This is a genomic window from Paenibacillus sp. FSL E2-0151, from assembly GCF_037993015.1.
In the GTDB taxonomy this organism is placed as follows: domain Bacteria; phylum Bacillota; class Bacilli; order Paenibacillales; family Paenibacillaceae; genus Paenibacillus; species Paenibacillus amylolyticus.
Window position 1 is genome coordinate 522,718 of the sequence record NZ_CP150308.1, and the last position, 13,946, is coordinate 536,663.

Consider the following 13,946-nt stretch of genomic DNA (forward strand, 5'->3'; position numbering starts at 1 on the left):
TAATTCTGACAATTCCTATCAGAATAGAATAATTGGATTGACTTTAGCACGGAGACGCGCTGGATGTCAACGAAAAAAAGCTTGATACAGAACGGTTTCCAAAGCTTGGTAGAAAGCGAATTGTCAATTATATTCTATTTGAGTGTATACGCTCAAAGATTTATTGACAAGGATCGACAGTATCCGCTAGGATAAGAAAAAAGAATGTTGAAAAGGGGTATTTTCAAAATGAAAAGAGGTTTATCGTTCGTCTTATCGATCATCATGTTGGCTATTTTGTTGGCAGCTTGTGGGAATTCGGCTTCCAAAGACGAACAATCCGCCCAAGGCAGTGATTCGGAGAAATCTCTTCGGATGGCCCTCGTACTTCCCGAAAAAATAGGGGTTAACCCTTTCTTTGTACAGATGGATGAAGGTTTCAAAAAAGCAGGCGAAGAATTCAAAGTAGATACCAAGACGATTGAATCGACAGACCCGGCAGCATTTGAACAAAATCTGCGTGCTGCGGTTGCCGAGAATTATGATCTGATTATTACAGCAACTTTCCAGGCAGAAGATGCATTGAAGAAAGTCGCAGCAGAGAATCCGGACAAGTCTTTTGCGATTGTAGATACAACCGTTGATCTTCCTAACGTTCGTAGCGTTGGTTTCCGTGAATATGAAGGGGCGTACCTGCTCGGTGCAGCTGTTGGATTGTCCACCAAAACAGACAAAGTCGGCATGATCGCAGCAATGGATGTACCATTGATCAAGAAATATACGGAAGGTTTCAAAGCTGGATTGGAATCCGTGAATCCGGGTGCAGAATTCCTCGTGAACTATGTAGGTGGATTTAATGACCCGGCCAAAGCAAAAGAATTGGCGCTGGTACAATTCGGCAAAGGCGCTGACTTCATCGCTGGCGCATCCGCTGTAGGGGATCTCGGCGTGTTCGAAGCAGCCAAGGAAAAAGGCTTCTACACTTCCGGTCAGGATACGGATCGTACAGTTGAAGACCCGGAACATATCGTATTGTCTCAATTGAAGTCAACCGATACGGTTGCTTATGAGACTGTGAAAGATTTTGTAGAAGGCAACTTCAAAGCAGGCGCTGTTAACTACGGTTTGAAAGAAGACGGTGTAGGCCTGACGTACGTTACACGTGACAGCGAATCTCCATTGAATGCTTTTGTCGGACAAGAAGTGATCGACAAGGTTAAAGCAATCAAGGATGATATTGTATCCGGCAAAATCGTAGTCAAAGATCCATTGCAACAATAGTTTTGAATGTTCTTTTCAATGAATGAGTGATGGAAATGATCAGCCGGCTGCCCGATCAGGCAGCCGGTTTTGCTGCTATTAAATGACCAGTATATGTTCAACTTATCGTTTACACGATAACGGCGATCGGAAGGTTATTCTGTCATCGTAGTGGCGAGTGTAACCTTTTTAAGTTGAACTGAGAGGAGCGAACGCAAGATATGCTGTTGGAGATGGAGCAGATTACGAAGAAATATGGCGGCTTCACCGCTAACCGGGACATCCGTTTTAATTTGCGTGAGGGAGAGATTCATGCCCTTGTCGGTGAGAACGGGGCCGGTAAAACAACCTTGATGCGTATGCTGTACGGTATGGAACAGCCCACGTCAGGCACTATCAAAGTCCGTGGACGTGAGGTAAGCTTTGCCACGCCGTCCCAGGCGATGGCAAGTGGCATCGGTATGGTGCATCAGCATTTCATGCTGTTCCCTTCCTTTACGGTGGCGGAGAACATCGTGATTGGACGCGAACCGGCTAAGGCAGGCGCATTTGACCGCAAAAAAGCAGCGGCTCAGGTGAACGAGCTTGGCAGACAATATGGCATGCCGGTTGACCCGTGGAAAAAAGTGTCCGAGTGCCCGCTTGGCATGCAGCAGCGTGTTGAAATTCTTAAGGTGCTGCATCAGGGCGCAGACATCATTATATTGGACGAACCTTCGGCGGTACTGACACCGCTTGAAGTGAAGGAACTGCTGGCGAACATGAAATCTCTCGCCAAGCTGGGCAAAACCTTTGTACTGATCACGCATAAGCTGCAAGAAGTCATGGATGTAGCCGACCGGATCACGGTGCTTCGGGATGGTCAGGTGACAGGTACGTTGGAAGCCAAGGATACACATGTGGAGGAGTTATCCCGTCTGATGGTTGGTCGTGAACTTGTGCGTATGGACAAGCAGCCATCGGTACCAGCGGAAGCGGTGCTTCAGGTGGAAGGGGTTAATCTGTCCGGAGCGAAGGATCGTTCGGCGCTCAAGGACATCCATATGGAAGTTCGTAAAGGTGAGGTCGTTGGCATAGCAGGCATCTCAGGTAACGGCCAGTCGGAACTGATTCAGGTCATTGCTGGACTGCGTAAGGCGGATAGTGGTCGCGTTGTGCTCTCCGGGCAGGATACAACCAACTGGCCTGTACGGCGCATAAGGGAGCATGGACTTGCTCATATCCCGGAAGATCGTTATATGTGGGGAGCGGCCAAGGATGCGAGTGTTCGCGAGAACGGGCTGATGGGACACCATCATCGCTTGCAGTCACGCGGTATTATCAAAGCCAAAGCAGCAAGAACAATGGTAGAGAGTTGGATCCAACAGTTCAGCATCAAGACGGGTTCTGCGGAAACGAAGGCACAGTTTCTGTCCGGAGGAAACTTGCAGAAGTTGATTGCTGCCCGTGAATTTGCACAGGATACACCGTTTCTGATTGCAGCCGAACCGACACGTGGTGTGGATATCGGAGCAATGGAGACGATACATGCTGAATTGCAGCGCAAACGTAGCGAGGGCGCGGGTATTCTGCTCATTTCATCGGAGTTGTCCGAAATTTTGCAATTATCTGATCGGATTATTGTCATGTATGAAGGCGAAATTGCCGGAGAACTGAGAGCAGAGGAAGCAACTGAGGAACAGATCAGCTTGTTAATGGCAGGAGGGAAAGAGCGGATATGAATCGGGTAAAAGAAACACTTCGTGGACTCGTCCAGCCGCTGCTTGCCGTATTCATCGGTCTGATTGCAGGGGCTGTGGCGATTCTGATCGTTGGCGGTAATGTGGTGGATACGTATGCGGAGATGTGGAAAGGGGCCTTCGGTAACTTCTACTTCTTCACCAATACGTTGGCTCGTTCCACACCAATCATCTTGGCGGGACTTGGCGTAGCATTGGCATTCCGTGCCGGATTCTTCAATATGGGAGCCGAAGGCCAGATGATTCTTGGCGGGCTTAGTGCCGCGCTCACGGCGCTCTATCTGCCAGGACCAGGCTGGTTTGTGTGTATTGCTGCAATTGTGGCAGGTATTATTGCCGGGGGAATCTGGTCCCTGTTTGCAGGCTGGCTGGATGCACGCTTCGGGATGAACTTGTTGATCACAACCTTACTACTTAACTATATTGCCATTTATTTCGGGGGCTACATGGTCTCCTATCCATTTAAGGACCGCACAGGATCTGCAGCAATGGCTCAGACACCCATGATTGACCAGAGTATCTGGTTGCCGAAGTTGTTCCAGGGCATGGGGCTGCATGCAGGCTTCATTATTGCCATTGTAGCGGCCATTCTGATCTACTGGTTCACGCATAAAACGGTGACCGGTTACGAGATCCGCATGCTCGGCAGCAACCCGTCCTTTGCAACCTACGGTGGTGTTCGCCGCATTCGCATGATGATGCTGTCCATGGTCATCAGTGGTGGACTTGCTGGACTCGCGGGTGCGGGGGAAGTGCTTGGTACACAGTACCGTTTCCTTGATGGCTCATTGTCATCGGCAAGTTACGCATGGAGCGGCATTATGGCAACGCTGCTTGCCCGCTCTCATCCACTTGGTACAGCTGTAGCAGCTATTTTGCTGGCTGCGCTACAGACGGGTGCCATGGGGATGGAACGGAATACGGATGTGCCGCTGGAAGTTGGCAGTGTCATCCAGGCTGTATTGACGTTATTTGTATCAGCTCAGATCGGTTATTCATTCCTGAAGCGGAGAAAGGAGAAAAAGTCCAATGCAACAACTGTTTGATGCAGCCATGTTTGGCTCAACCTTGCGGATTATGACTCCAATCCTGCTTGCAGCGCTCGGTGGGGCTTTATGTTCTCGTGTCGGTCTGTTCAACGTCGGTCTCGAAGGACTGGTGCTGATCGGTGCATTCTCCGCGATTGTCGGCAATTATCTGTTTGGCAATGTACTGCTTGCTGTACTCTTTTCCATTATTATTGTGATGTTATTCTCAGCGCTCTTTGCCTTTATAAGCATTAATCTGAAGGCCAACGCCATCGTGGTCGGGATATCGCTCAACTTCCTGGCTGCGGGGGTGACGACCTTTGCATTGCGTGCGATTTTTGATGTAAAAGGTGCATACTACGACAAAGACATGGTGGGACTTCCCAAGTGGGATATTCCGCTGATTAAGGACATTCCGTGGGTCGGCGATGTAATATCGGGACATAGTCCTCTGGTTTACCTCGGTATTGTGCTCGTGATTGCACTACAATTTTATCTGTTCAAAAGTGTGTCCGGCTTCCGTCTGCGCTCGGTCGGTGAAAACCCGATTGCAGCACAGAGCATCGGGATCAAGGTACGCGGCATCCAGTATGGTGCCGTTCTGATGTGCGGCGTGTTGTGTGCTCTGGCTGGAGCACAGTTGTCACTCGGTCAGGTAACGATGTTTACCGAAGGCATGACTGCTGGTCGTGGTTTTATCGCGCTAGTGGCAACGATGTTAGGACAAGCGAATCCGCTTGGCGTCATGGGCTCCAGTGTGCTGTTTGGCTTCATGGAAGCATTGAGTATTCGTCTGCAAGGATTCTCCCTGCCAACGCATTTCACGTTGATGCTGCCGTATATTGTGACGCTGGTCGCGATGTTCTTTTTCAAAGACCGTACCTATGCACAGGATGCACTGAAAGCGGGCGGAAGCTCGCGTTAATTCCTGAATGTCTATGTTAGAGACAGTAAAAGAAGGAGGAATTCCACTTGCATAACAAGGCTGAACGTTTGAAAAAAAGTAAAACCCCGGCACCCAAAACAGGTAACGATCACGGAGATCGGCTGCCGCCAGGACAGATGCTGACGGAGAAATTCCCGATTCTGCATGAAGGGGAAGTGCCGGAATATGACCTGTCCACCTGGGACTTGAAGGTATTCGGTGAAGTAGAAGAGGAGAAGGTGTTCTCCTTAGCTGAGTTGCAGGCGATGCCACAGGTGAACACGGTGAGTGATATTCACTGTGTTACCCGTTGGTCGAAATTCGATACGCCGTGGGAAGGTATACGCTTTTCCGATTTTGTGAAACTTCTGGGGGTTAAGCCAGAGGCAAAATACGTCATGATCCATGCAGATCATGATTATGAAACAAATGTACCGCTCGAAGAATTGATGCATGATGATGTACTGCTCGCATTCAAATATAACGGTGAGCCACTAACACCCAAGCATGGTTTTCCACTGCGTATGGTTGTGCCACAACTTTACTTCTGGAAGAGTGCCAAGTGGGTACGTGGTCTGGAGTTTATGACAGAAGACCGGAACGGATTCTGGGAAGTGAATGGTTTCCACCATTTTGCCGATCCGTTCAAGGAACAACGCTTCTCGGGTGAAGATCTGCCGATTCCGGAAGACGAGTGGACGAAGAAGGAGTTTGATTGATATGTTGATGCCTATTTTGCAGATTCATTCGGAAGACATGCCGGCATACGCCATCGTCTGTGGTGATCCGGCACGTGCGGAGAAGATTTCCCGTAAGCTGGAGCAGGCGAGAGAACTGGCGTTCAGTCGGGAGTATCGTACATTTGTTGGATTGTATGAAGGGGTACAGATCGCTGTGGTCAGCCATGGTGTAGGTTCACCTGGGGCAGCTGTCTGCTTCGAGGAATTGATTCGGGCGGGTGTAACAACTCTGATTCGTGTAGGTACAGCGGGATCGTATATAGCTGATTATCCGGCAGGCAGTGTGATTGTGAGTACAGCCGCTGTTCGTACAGACGGGTTGACTCGCCAACTGGTACCGGATGGTTTTCCAGCGGTAGCCGACATTGGGGTGACACAAGCGTTGATCGAGGCTGCTCGTGGGCAAGAAAGCACGGATGCTGCAACCTTTGCAGGCAAAGTGGGCGTTGGTATTACCGTAACACTGGATGCGTTCTTTGCAGGCGTGGAAGAGATCCCACATCGCAAATACAAGCAGGCTGGAGCACTTGCAGCCGAGATGGAAATTGCTGCGCTCTACATCGTCAGCACCTTGCGTGGCGCTCGCGCCGGAGCCATTGTTGCGATCGATGGATTCGCGGACAGCGATCTGGCTGCCGAGTATGATCCGCATACGGATGCGGTTGGACAAGCGGTGGAGCGCGAGATTAATGCAGCGCTACGCGCACTAGCCGCGCTTGCTCGCCAAGATCAGGTATAGGTTGGTTAAGGCAAGTATACATTTTTGCTCATTGTTACAAGCAAAACAGTAGATGATGTCCATTTGAGGTGGACAATATAAAAAGGGCGTCCCGTAAGGTCATGAATATGACCTAAGGGGCGTCCTTTCCTTTTTAAGAGGGGGATGCAGGTACAGTAGCGAATTGTATTTGCATGGCATGTCATTAAATTAGGAGAGTGATTAAATATGGGCTGGAGTGAATTACGTGAAATTCCTAATGAATACAGCGATGAGGTACAGCAGATTGATGAGCAACTTTTGAAACTGGTTGCAGCCAGAAAGGACATAACTGGAGCTGTCCAATACCAACCCCCTCAAAATACCATCGATGAATGGGTGAGCTTACTGGATATGAAGGAGGAAGATATCCGATATGTTCTCCGTAGCGTGCAACCGATGCCGCAAAGACACTACTTTCCAAGTGAACCTCTTCAATTGACGAGTGTGGTGCCGATTATGAAGAAAATGATCAAAGATTCGTGTGAGTATATGATCACGCATTCGATGCAATATGAAGGCGAAAGCCTCGTTTATGTGGAGATTCAATATAAGGGGAATGAAGCTGAGCGTATACAAATGGTTCCACATTTGGCTCTGGAAATATTCAGCGAACAGAGACATATCACCATGAGACATGGCAGTCGTGGAGGAGGTGGGGAGACGCAAATTAGTTTCCGAGTGATTCCTGCTCTTCCTTCTTCTCTGGAAAACGTTCGATTCTCCTTGATTCCCTCAATACCAGAGATGGAATACAAAGTAGAGGAAATCATTTTGGATAAACAGGTTGATTTCGATTAACGGGGAACAGGATATATCATGAAAAATGACGTATGGATAATGCGCATGTACTAAGGGCGCAAAATCTATACGTCATTATGTTTATCTGGGTAAATAACACCTTGTTCTTTCTCAAATTCTTCAATATGTTGTTCAATAAGATACTCAATTTGCATTGCAATAGATCGTTTGTTTTTGTCCGCAATCACTTTAATTTTCTCAAAATTCTTTTCTCGCAGCCTAAGTGTAAAGACTCTTTTATCTGTAGCCATGAAATAAAATCTCCTCAAAAAGTAATGTTCATATTGTATCATTACAAAATAATTCAATATACAATCATATTGACATCTAAGTGATGTCACTCTAATATTTATATTCATAGTGACGTCACTTTTTTGGAGGGGAACATGGAGGACTTCGAAGAAATATTTAACCAGTTCAAAGCTCTTCGTATGGAGAGTATCGGAAATCTTGTGATTTATAATTCAAAAGAATATAAAAGATTGAGTCAAGAAAGTGATCGTTTGTTTATGGAGCTATGTGAATATGTTAAGCCAGAGGGGATGGCTTTATTTTTGGACTATTGTAATGTAATAACCCTTCTTCAGGGTACAGCAGAGTCAGTAATGTACGAGCAAGGGTTTAGAGATGGATTTAGCTTAATAAAGTTAATGTTTAATTCAAATAACACATAACTTGGGGGACGGCCTGATCCTCGAAGAGAATGATAATGCAGAAAGTGGGCACGTTATATAAAGGAACATCAACATGAATACGAAAAAAGGGAGGATTCTACGATGACACAGAACAATCAACCTCAGGACGAGGCGGAAATTCGCAACAAGCTGGATGAAGACGGGGATTCCTTGATGGAGAAAAAGAAGATTTTGAGCGGAGTAGACATTGAGCCGCAGGCGGACGAATGGGCAGCGAAGCCATCACCTGTTGCTTTTAATGAAGGAAATACTTCTTCGAAAAAATAAACAACATGAGCATCATATGGGCTAGATGGAATGAAGATAAATTTAGCGAAGCAGGTACCCTTATGGTATCTGCTTTTTGGTTGTATAATAATGTAAAATTCAGTAGACGAAAGAGTGATTGGGATGGGTACAGGTACGATTAACATCCGAAAGGCAGAAATGAGGGACTACTCTGGCGTGTCATTGTTGATGGATGAGCTGCACCAGATGCATGTCGAGGCGCGGCCGGATCTATACAGAGCGTTGGAGACCAGAATGGAGAAAAAGGAGTTCATCGAACTGCTGGAAACGGACAAGCGTTACCTATATGTTGCCGAGTCTTCCGAAACGGGCTTGATTCTGGGTTACGGGAGCGCGCAGTTAAGTGTAATTCAGGATAACCCATTGATGGTGGATCGCAAAATGTTGTACATCCATGAACTTGTAGTGGATAACAAACATCGGGGCCAAGGAACAGGTAAACAGTTACTACAAGCATTCATCGAGTTAGGGAGAGAGCTTCAGGCAGACAGCGTGGAATTATCAGTGTCAACGTTTAACTCTGGGGCACAGGCTTTCTATGAACAGATGGGTCTTGTTGTCCGTAGCAGCAGGATGGAGTATACCTTGTAAGATGCATCGCCCTATTTAATTAGGAAGGATTCATCCATTTTTAATAAAATATCAGAATACTCTTGAATACCCCCATGGGGTATGTTACTCTTAGAAAAGAACGAAAGAAAAGGGGTGTTCATGATGGATCATCAGAGCCATCCCGAGGAACCTTTGCAATCCTCCAAGTCCGATTCAACGGAAGCTTTGGCTACAGTCCAAGAAGCAGTATCCTGTCATGCCGAGGGCAGTGATGGGAAGCATGTGCGCAAGAGTCACCATTCGCAGGAGATGAAGAGTAACCTGGTTTCTCGTTTGAACCGTGTGGAAGGTCAGATTCGCGGGATCAAGGGATTGATCGAGAAGGATACGTACTGTGATGATGTGCTGACGCAGATTGCGGCGGCTCAGTCTGCTCTTAATTCAGTAGGCAAACTTTTGCTTGAAGGCCATATGAAGAGCTGTATCGTTGAGCGTATTCAGGCTGGTGAACATGAGGTTGTGGATGAACTGCTGGTTACGATGCGGAAGTTAATGAAGTAAGCTGAATCAATTCACATATTTAATTTTATCATTTTAATATACCCCAAGGAGGAATTTAGAATGTCTAATGTTACGTTGAACGTTACGGGAATGTCTTGCAATCACTGTGTGAAGTCGGTTGAAGAAGCTGTAAAGAATACCGGTGCGAGTGGTAAGGTTGATCTGGCAGCGGGAACGGTAGCGGTGGAATATGATGAGCAGACGGTGAACGTGGATCAGATCAAAGCTGCCATTGAAGATCAGGGATACGATGTAGTCTAAAGGGATCACAGGCTTAAACCGAACATGCTCATGGGCGAAAAAGAGGTCAGAGTACCTTTTCCCAAGAGTCAGGTTTAAGCCTAATTTTCTGTTTGATATATACCCCTTGGGGGTATAATTGGTGCAACATACAAAAATTGAATCGACATGAAAGGAGCTGACATGATGGATAACTCAACGAATAAACCAATGGATAGATCATCCGAACCAACCCCAATGCCACCTATGGCAGACGCACCAGGACTAAAGACAACACTGCACATCACGGGGATGACCTGTGCTGCATGTTCGACACGAGTGGAGAAGGGATTGTCCCGCATGGAAGGCGTGCAGCAGGCCAATGTGAATCTTGCCATTGAACAGGCGACCGTATCTTATGATCCGAAGACAACCAACGTGAATGCGTTGCGAGATAAGGTGGAAGCATTGGGCTACGGTACGGTGTCAGAATCGGTTGATCTGAACATCACAGGTATGACGTGTGCTGCTTGTTCTGCCCGGATTGAAAAAGGTCTTTCCCGACTACCGGGGGTATCTCAGGCGAATGTGAATCTGGCGCTGGAAACAGGGCATATCGAATATGCCGCTGGTGCATTGAAACCTTCGGATATTACCGCCAAGATCAAGCAGATGGGATACGGTGCTGAACTGCAATTGACACAAGAAGAGACCACATCGGTTCGTGAACGTGAGCTGCAACGCAAAAAGTGGAAATGGATGATATCTGCTTTATTATCGATTCCGTTGCTGTGGGCAATGGTGGGGCATTTCTCGTTCACATCCGGAATCTATGTCCCCGAACTATTCATGAACCCTTGGTTCCAGCTGCTGCTGGCAACGCCGGTACAGTTCGTGATTGGGTGGCAATTCTATGTGGGGGCGTACAAAGCCTTACGTAACCGCAGTGCCAATATGGACGTTCTCGTCGCATTGGGTACCAGTGCAGCGTTTTTCTATAGTTTGTATCTGACGTTATCCAGTGGGTACTTACCTTCTACAACCATGGACCATGGGGCAATGGGAACGAGCACAGCCGCCATGCCCTCGGTAGAACTCTATTATGAGACAAGTGCAATTCTGATTACGTTAATTTTACTGGGGAAATGGTTCGAAGCTGTGGCGAAAGGTCGCTCTTCACAGGCGATCAAAAGCCTGATTGAACTGGCTCCACGTGAAGCCCGTGTCATCCGTGATGGACAGGAAGTGATGGTTCCTGCCGCATATGTTGCGGTTGGCGATCTGATCCTGGTGAAGCCGGGTGATAGCATCCCGGTGGATGGTATCGTTGAAGAAGGGCAATCCTCAGTAGATGAATCCATGCTTAGTGGAGAGAGCCTTCCCGTGGATAAAAAGCCAGGAGATCCCGTTACAGGTGCTACGCTGAACAAAAACGGGGTATTACGACTGCGTGCGACCCGAGTGGGCTCGGACACGGCTTTGTCCCAGATTATTAAAGTAGTCGAGCAAGCTCAGGGCTCCAAAGCACCGATCCAGCGGATCGCAGATGTCATTTCAGGCATTTTTGTTCCGATTGTTGTCGGCATAGCTGCGCTGACATTCCTGATCTGGTATCTGTTTGCAAGTCCGGGTGACTTCGCCGGTTCCCTTGAAAAAGCGATTGCCGTGCTCGTCATTGCTTGTCCATGTGCACTAGGGCTGGCAACGCCGACTTCTGTCATGGCTGGATCAGGACGTGCGGCTGAATATGGCATTCTGTTCAAGGGCGGCGAACATCTGGAGTCGGCACAACAGATTCAGACCGTGGTGCTCGACAAAACAGGTACAGTAACCCAAGGTAAACCGGTCCTTACCGATGTTGTCACGGCTCCGAATTGGACGGAATCTGATCTGCTTGAGCGTGTAGGAGCGGCCGAACAGAGTTCCGAGCATCCGCTGGCAGAGGCGATTGTTGCAGGTATTCGTGGCAAGGGTCTGGAGCTGACCCCAACAGAGAAGTTCGAGAACATACCGGGATATGGCGTGCGAGCCTCATTAAAAGGGCAGGAAATTCTGGTCGGCACGCGTCGTTTACTTGCGGATGCACAGGTGAATGTCTCTGAAGAAACCGTTCAACAGATGAACCGTCTGGAGGAACAAGGGCGTACAGCGATGCTGGTCGCGGTGGATGGTCAGTGGGCAGGGATCGTAGCTGTGGCTGACACCATCAAGGATACTTCCCGTGAAGCCATTGGTCGTCTTCAGGCGATGGGGATCGATGTCATCATGATCACGGGAGACAATGAGCGAACAGCTCGCGCTGTAGCTGAACAGGCAGGGATCGGTAAAGTTCTGGCTGAGGTTCTGCCGGAAGGCAAGGCTGCGGAAGTGAAGAAACTTCAGGAGAGTGGTCTGAAAGTTGCCATGGTAGGTGATGGCATTAATGATGCTCCGGCACTTGCTACTGCTGATATTGGGATGGCCATCGGAACAGGAACGGATGTAGCGATGGAAGCGGCGGATATTACGTTGATGCGTGGTGATCTGAACAGCATTGCAGATGCCATTGAGATGAGCCGGCGCACGATGGGTAACATCAAACAAAACCTGTTCTGGGCACTCGGATATAACGTTATTGGTATTCCCATTGCGGCAGTTGGCTTCTTGGCTCCATGGCTGGCAGGGGCGGCGATGGCGTTCAGTTCCGTGTCGGTTGTCCTGAATTCGCTGCGTCTACAACGCATGAAGCTGAAGAGAAATGACTGACCGACCTTTGTTTGGAGATATATTCAACGCAGCATTGTCAATGAAGTGAGGATGAATAAATACGCGGTTCGCTGCGGCGGACCGTGTTTTTTGTTGAGAAAAATACAGTTGAGTCGCCAGAAAATAAGCCTGAATCGTTGGTATTAGATGTTCTTTTCTACGGAGAAAGGAAAGCATAATGTTCTTTTGTGAAAATGGATCAATTGTATTCATGAATATAGCTTATATTTTCTGAATTTTTCAAAAAATGAGTTGACAATATGGACATATTCACATAAAATTTAAACGATCGTTTGATTCAAACAACTGTTTAAATCAAATTAGAACTATTTGAGTAATGGAGGACACCTTTTATGTTACAGGCTTTACGTACATTGTTTAAAAAACCGCCAGTGATTGTAGGGATCGTAACAGCACTTATGTTCCAAGTGATCTTTAGCGTGATCTGGATGACCGCATATTCTGGAGTAAATGACCGTGCGAAAGAATTGACGGTTGCGATTGTGAACGAGGACGGCGAAATGTCCAAAGGAATTGCAGATTCGCTCGCTGGAACACTGCCTTTCCATACCGTATCCAATCTGAGTGCGGCTGAAGCTTTGGATCAGCTGAATCATCACCAAGTACACATGGTGCTGGATATCCCGGCTGGGTTTAACGAATTGCTTCAGACGGCTGGCTCAACCGCCGAGATTAAATACACCATTAATGAAGCGAACCCGGTTACGATCAAAAGCATGATGCAAAGTGTATCACAAAGTGTGACAAACACGATTAACAAACAAGCTACAGCACAAGGGGTACAGACGGTATTGACCGCTTCAGGTGCACCTGCCGATCAGGCTGCTGAAGCCGCTACAAACCTGACTACCCGAGTGGAAGGAACGACAACGTCCATCAACCCGGTTAACGGGATGAATAATCAGATGGTGCCAATGATGATGGTACTGGCTTCCTATGTAGGTGCCATGATCATGGGGATGAATCTCCAGACAGCCATGGGTATGCTGTCATCCACTTATTCCCGATTGACTTTGTTTGGCGCGAGAGTAGTCATTAATGTGGGTTCCGCATTGGTTGTTTCCTTGCTGGGATCATCACTGATCGTGGCACTGGGAGGACAGATTGCACAAGGATTCGTTGCATTCTGGTTGTTCCAGGCGCTCTTCCTGTGCACGTTCATGTTCTTCTCCCAGTTCTTCCTGATCTGCTTCGGACCAGCGGGAAGTCTGTTCAACATCATCTCACTGTCCTTGCAACTGGTATCCTCCGGTGCAATGGTACCGCGTGAATTACTGAACAGCTTCTATAGCGGCATTGGGCAGTACCTGCCTGCAACATACGCCGTTCAGGGTATTCTGAGCGTACAGTTGGGAGGCCCAGGAGTTCAGTCTGCTGCGGGCTCTATCGTGATTGTACTGTTGGTTGCCGTTGCGTTGTCACTGGTCGTGACGTTGTTGAAAAAACAACGTATGCCAGCTATGGCTCCAAGCCCTGCTCAAGCAAACAACTAATACAGCAGATGTATACCATTGCTTTATAGGATAGGACAAGCACCCCGATGATTTTCATCGGGGTGCTTGGTGTAATATAATAGACAGATGATTCGCTGGCTGCAGTCCTTGAGCTGGAGCGAATGAGATGAACGGACAAGAGG

General features: G+C 47.9%; 15 protein-coding genes. 14 read left to right on the plus strand and 1 reads right to left on the minus strand.

From position 1 onward, the window contains the following. Positions 1-228: 228 nt before the first annotated feature. The 7 genes from MHI55_RS02570 (at position 229) to MHI55_RS02600 (ending at position 7,229) form a co-directional block, all read left to right on the plus strand. A complete protein-coding gene (locus MHI55_RS02570) occupies positions 229-1,260 on the plus strand; it encodes a BMP family protein (protein ID WP_340388651.1) in 1,032 nt (343 codons plus the stop codon). Between the two features lie 200 nt (positions 1,261-1,460). Beyond that, positions 1,461-2,960 (plus strand): ABC transporter ATP-binding protein, encoded by a 1,500-nt coding sequence (locus MHI55_RS02575; protein ID WP_340388653.1) that lies wholly within the window; start codon positions 1,461-1,463, stop codon positions 2,958-2,960. Continuing rightward, positions 2,957-4,024 carry an ABC transporter permease gene (locus MHI55_RS02580; protein ID WP_036616697.1) on the plus strand — a complete coding sequence of 356 codons (1,068 nt, stop codon included), beginning with the start codon at positions 2,957-2,959 and terminating at the stop codon, positions 4,022-4,024. Before MHI55_RS02575 ends, MHI55_RS02580 begins: the two co-directional genes overlap by 4 nt. Continuing rightward, complete coding sequence (locus tag MHI55_RS02585; protein WP_017691011.1) at positions 4,008-4,931, plus strand: ABC transporter permease; 924 nt, start codon at positions 4,008-4,010, stop codon at positions 4,929-4,931. Before MHI55_RS02580 ends, MHI55_RS02585 begins: the two co-directional genes overlap by 17 nt. Before the next feature lie 47 nt (positions 4,932-4,978). Continuing rightward, positions 4,979-5,650: a sulfite oxidase-like oxidoreductase gene (locus tag MHI55_RS02590; RefSeq protein WP_340388655.1), complete on the plus strand. Its 672-nt coding sequence runs from the start codon at positions 4,979-4,981 to the stop codon at positions 5,648-5,650. A gap of 1 nt (position 5,651) precedes the next feature. Continuing rightward, the gene (locus MHI55_RS02595; protein WP_340388657.1) at positions 5,652-6,410 is read left to right on the plus strand and encodes a nucleoside phosphorylase; all 759 of its coding nucleotides are present in this window, start codon (positions 5,652-5,654) and stop codon (positions 6,408-6,410) included. A 207-nt stretch (positions 6,411-6,617) separates the two neighbouring features. After that, entirely contained in the window at positions 6,618-7,229 is a 612-nt protein-coding gene (locus tag MHI55_RS02600) for a hypothetical protein (protein ID WP_340388659.1), read from the plus strand. Positions 7,230-7,294: 65 nt separating this feature from the next. Here the strand turns inward: MHI55_RS02600 and MHI55_RS02605 are convergent, their stop codons facing one another. Beyond that, complete coding sequence (locus MHI55_RS02605) at positions 7,295-7,480, minus strand: hypothetical protein (RefSeq protein WP_076319539.1); 186 nt, start codon at positions 7,478-7,480, stop codon at positions 7,295-7,297. Between the two features lie 135 nt (positions 7,481-7,615). On the opposite strand from MHI55_RS02605, the gene MHI55_RS02610 reads away from it, so the two are divergent. The 7 genes from MHI55_RS02610 to MHI55_RS02640 all read left to right on the plus strand — a co-directional run bounded on the left by MHI55_RS02610 (position 7,616) and on the right by MHI55_RS02640 (position 13,803). Next, a complete protein-coding gene (locus MHI55_RS02610; protein WP_101314873.1) occupies positions 7,616-7,903 on the plus strand; it encodes a hypothetical protein in 288 nt (95 codons plus the stop codon). 102 nt (positions 7,904-8,005) lie between these two features. Continuing rightward, a complete protein-coding gene (locus tag MHI55_RS02615) occupies positions 8,006-8,191 on the plus strand; it encodes a hypothetical protein (RefSeq protein ID WP_036616704.1) in 186 nt (61 codons plus the stop codon). A 123-nt stretch (positions 8,192-8,314) separates the two neighbouring features. Beyond that, positions 8,315-8,803: a GNAT family N-acetyltransferase gene (locus MHI55_RS02620; RefSeq protein WP_340388661.1), complete on the plus strand. Its 489-nt coding sequence runs from the start codon at positions 8,315-8,317 to the stop codon at positions 8,801-8,803. A 120-nt stretch (positions 8,804-8,923) separates the two neighbouring features. After that, the gene (locus MHI55_RS02625) at positions 8,924-9,325 is read left to right on the plus strand and encodes a metal-sensitive transcriptional regulator (protein WP_277422761.1); all 402 of its coding nucleotides are present in this window, start codon (positions 8,924-8,926) and stop codon (positions 9,323-9,325) included. A gap of 60 nt (positions 9,326-9,385) precedes the next feature. Beyond that, complete coding sequence (locus tag MHI55_RS02630) at positions 9,386-9,586, plus strand: copper ion binding protein (RefSeq protein WP_017691004.1); 201 nt, start codon at positions 9,386-9,388, stop codon at positions 9,584-9,586. A 225-nt stretch (positions 9,587-9,811) separates the two neighbouring features. Beyond that, entirely contained in the window at positions 9,812-12,289 is a 2,478-nt protein-coding gene (locus MHI55_RS02635) for a heavy metal translocating P-type ATPase (RefSeq protein ID WP_340390562.1), read from the plus strand. Between the two features lie 353 nt (positions 12,290-12,642). Then, complete coding sequence (locus tag MHI55_RS02640; protein WP_101314875.1) at positions 12,643-13,803, plus strand: ABC transporter permease; 1,161 nt, start codon at positions 12,643-12,645, stop codon at positions 13,801-13,803. Positions 13,804-13,946 lie beyond the last annotated feature (143 nt).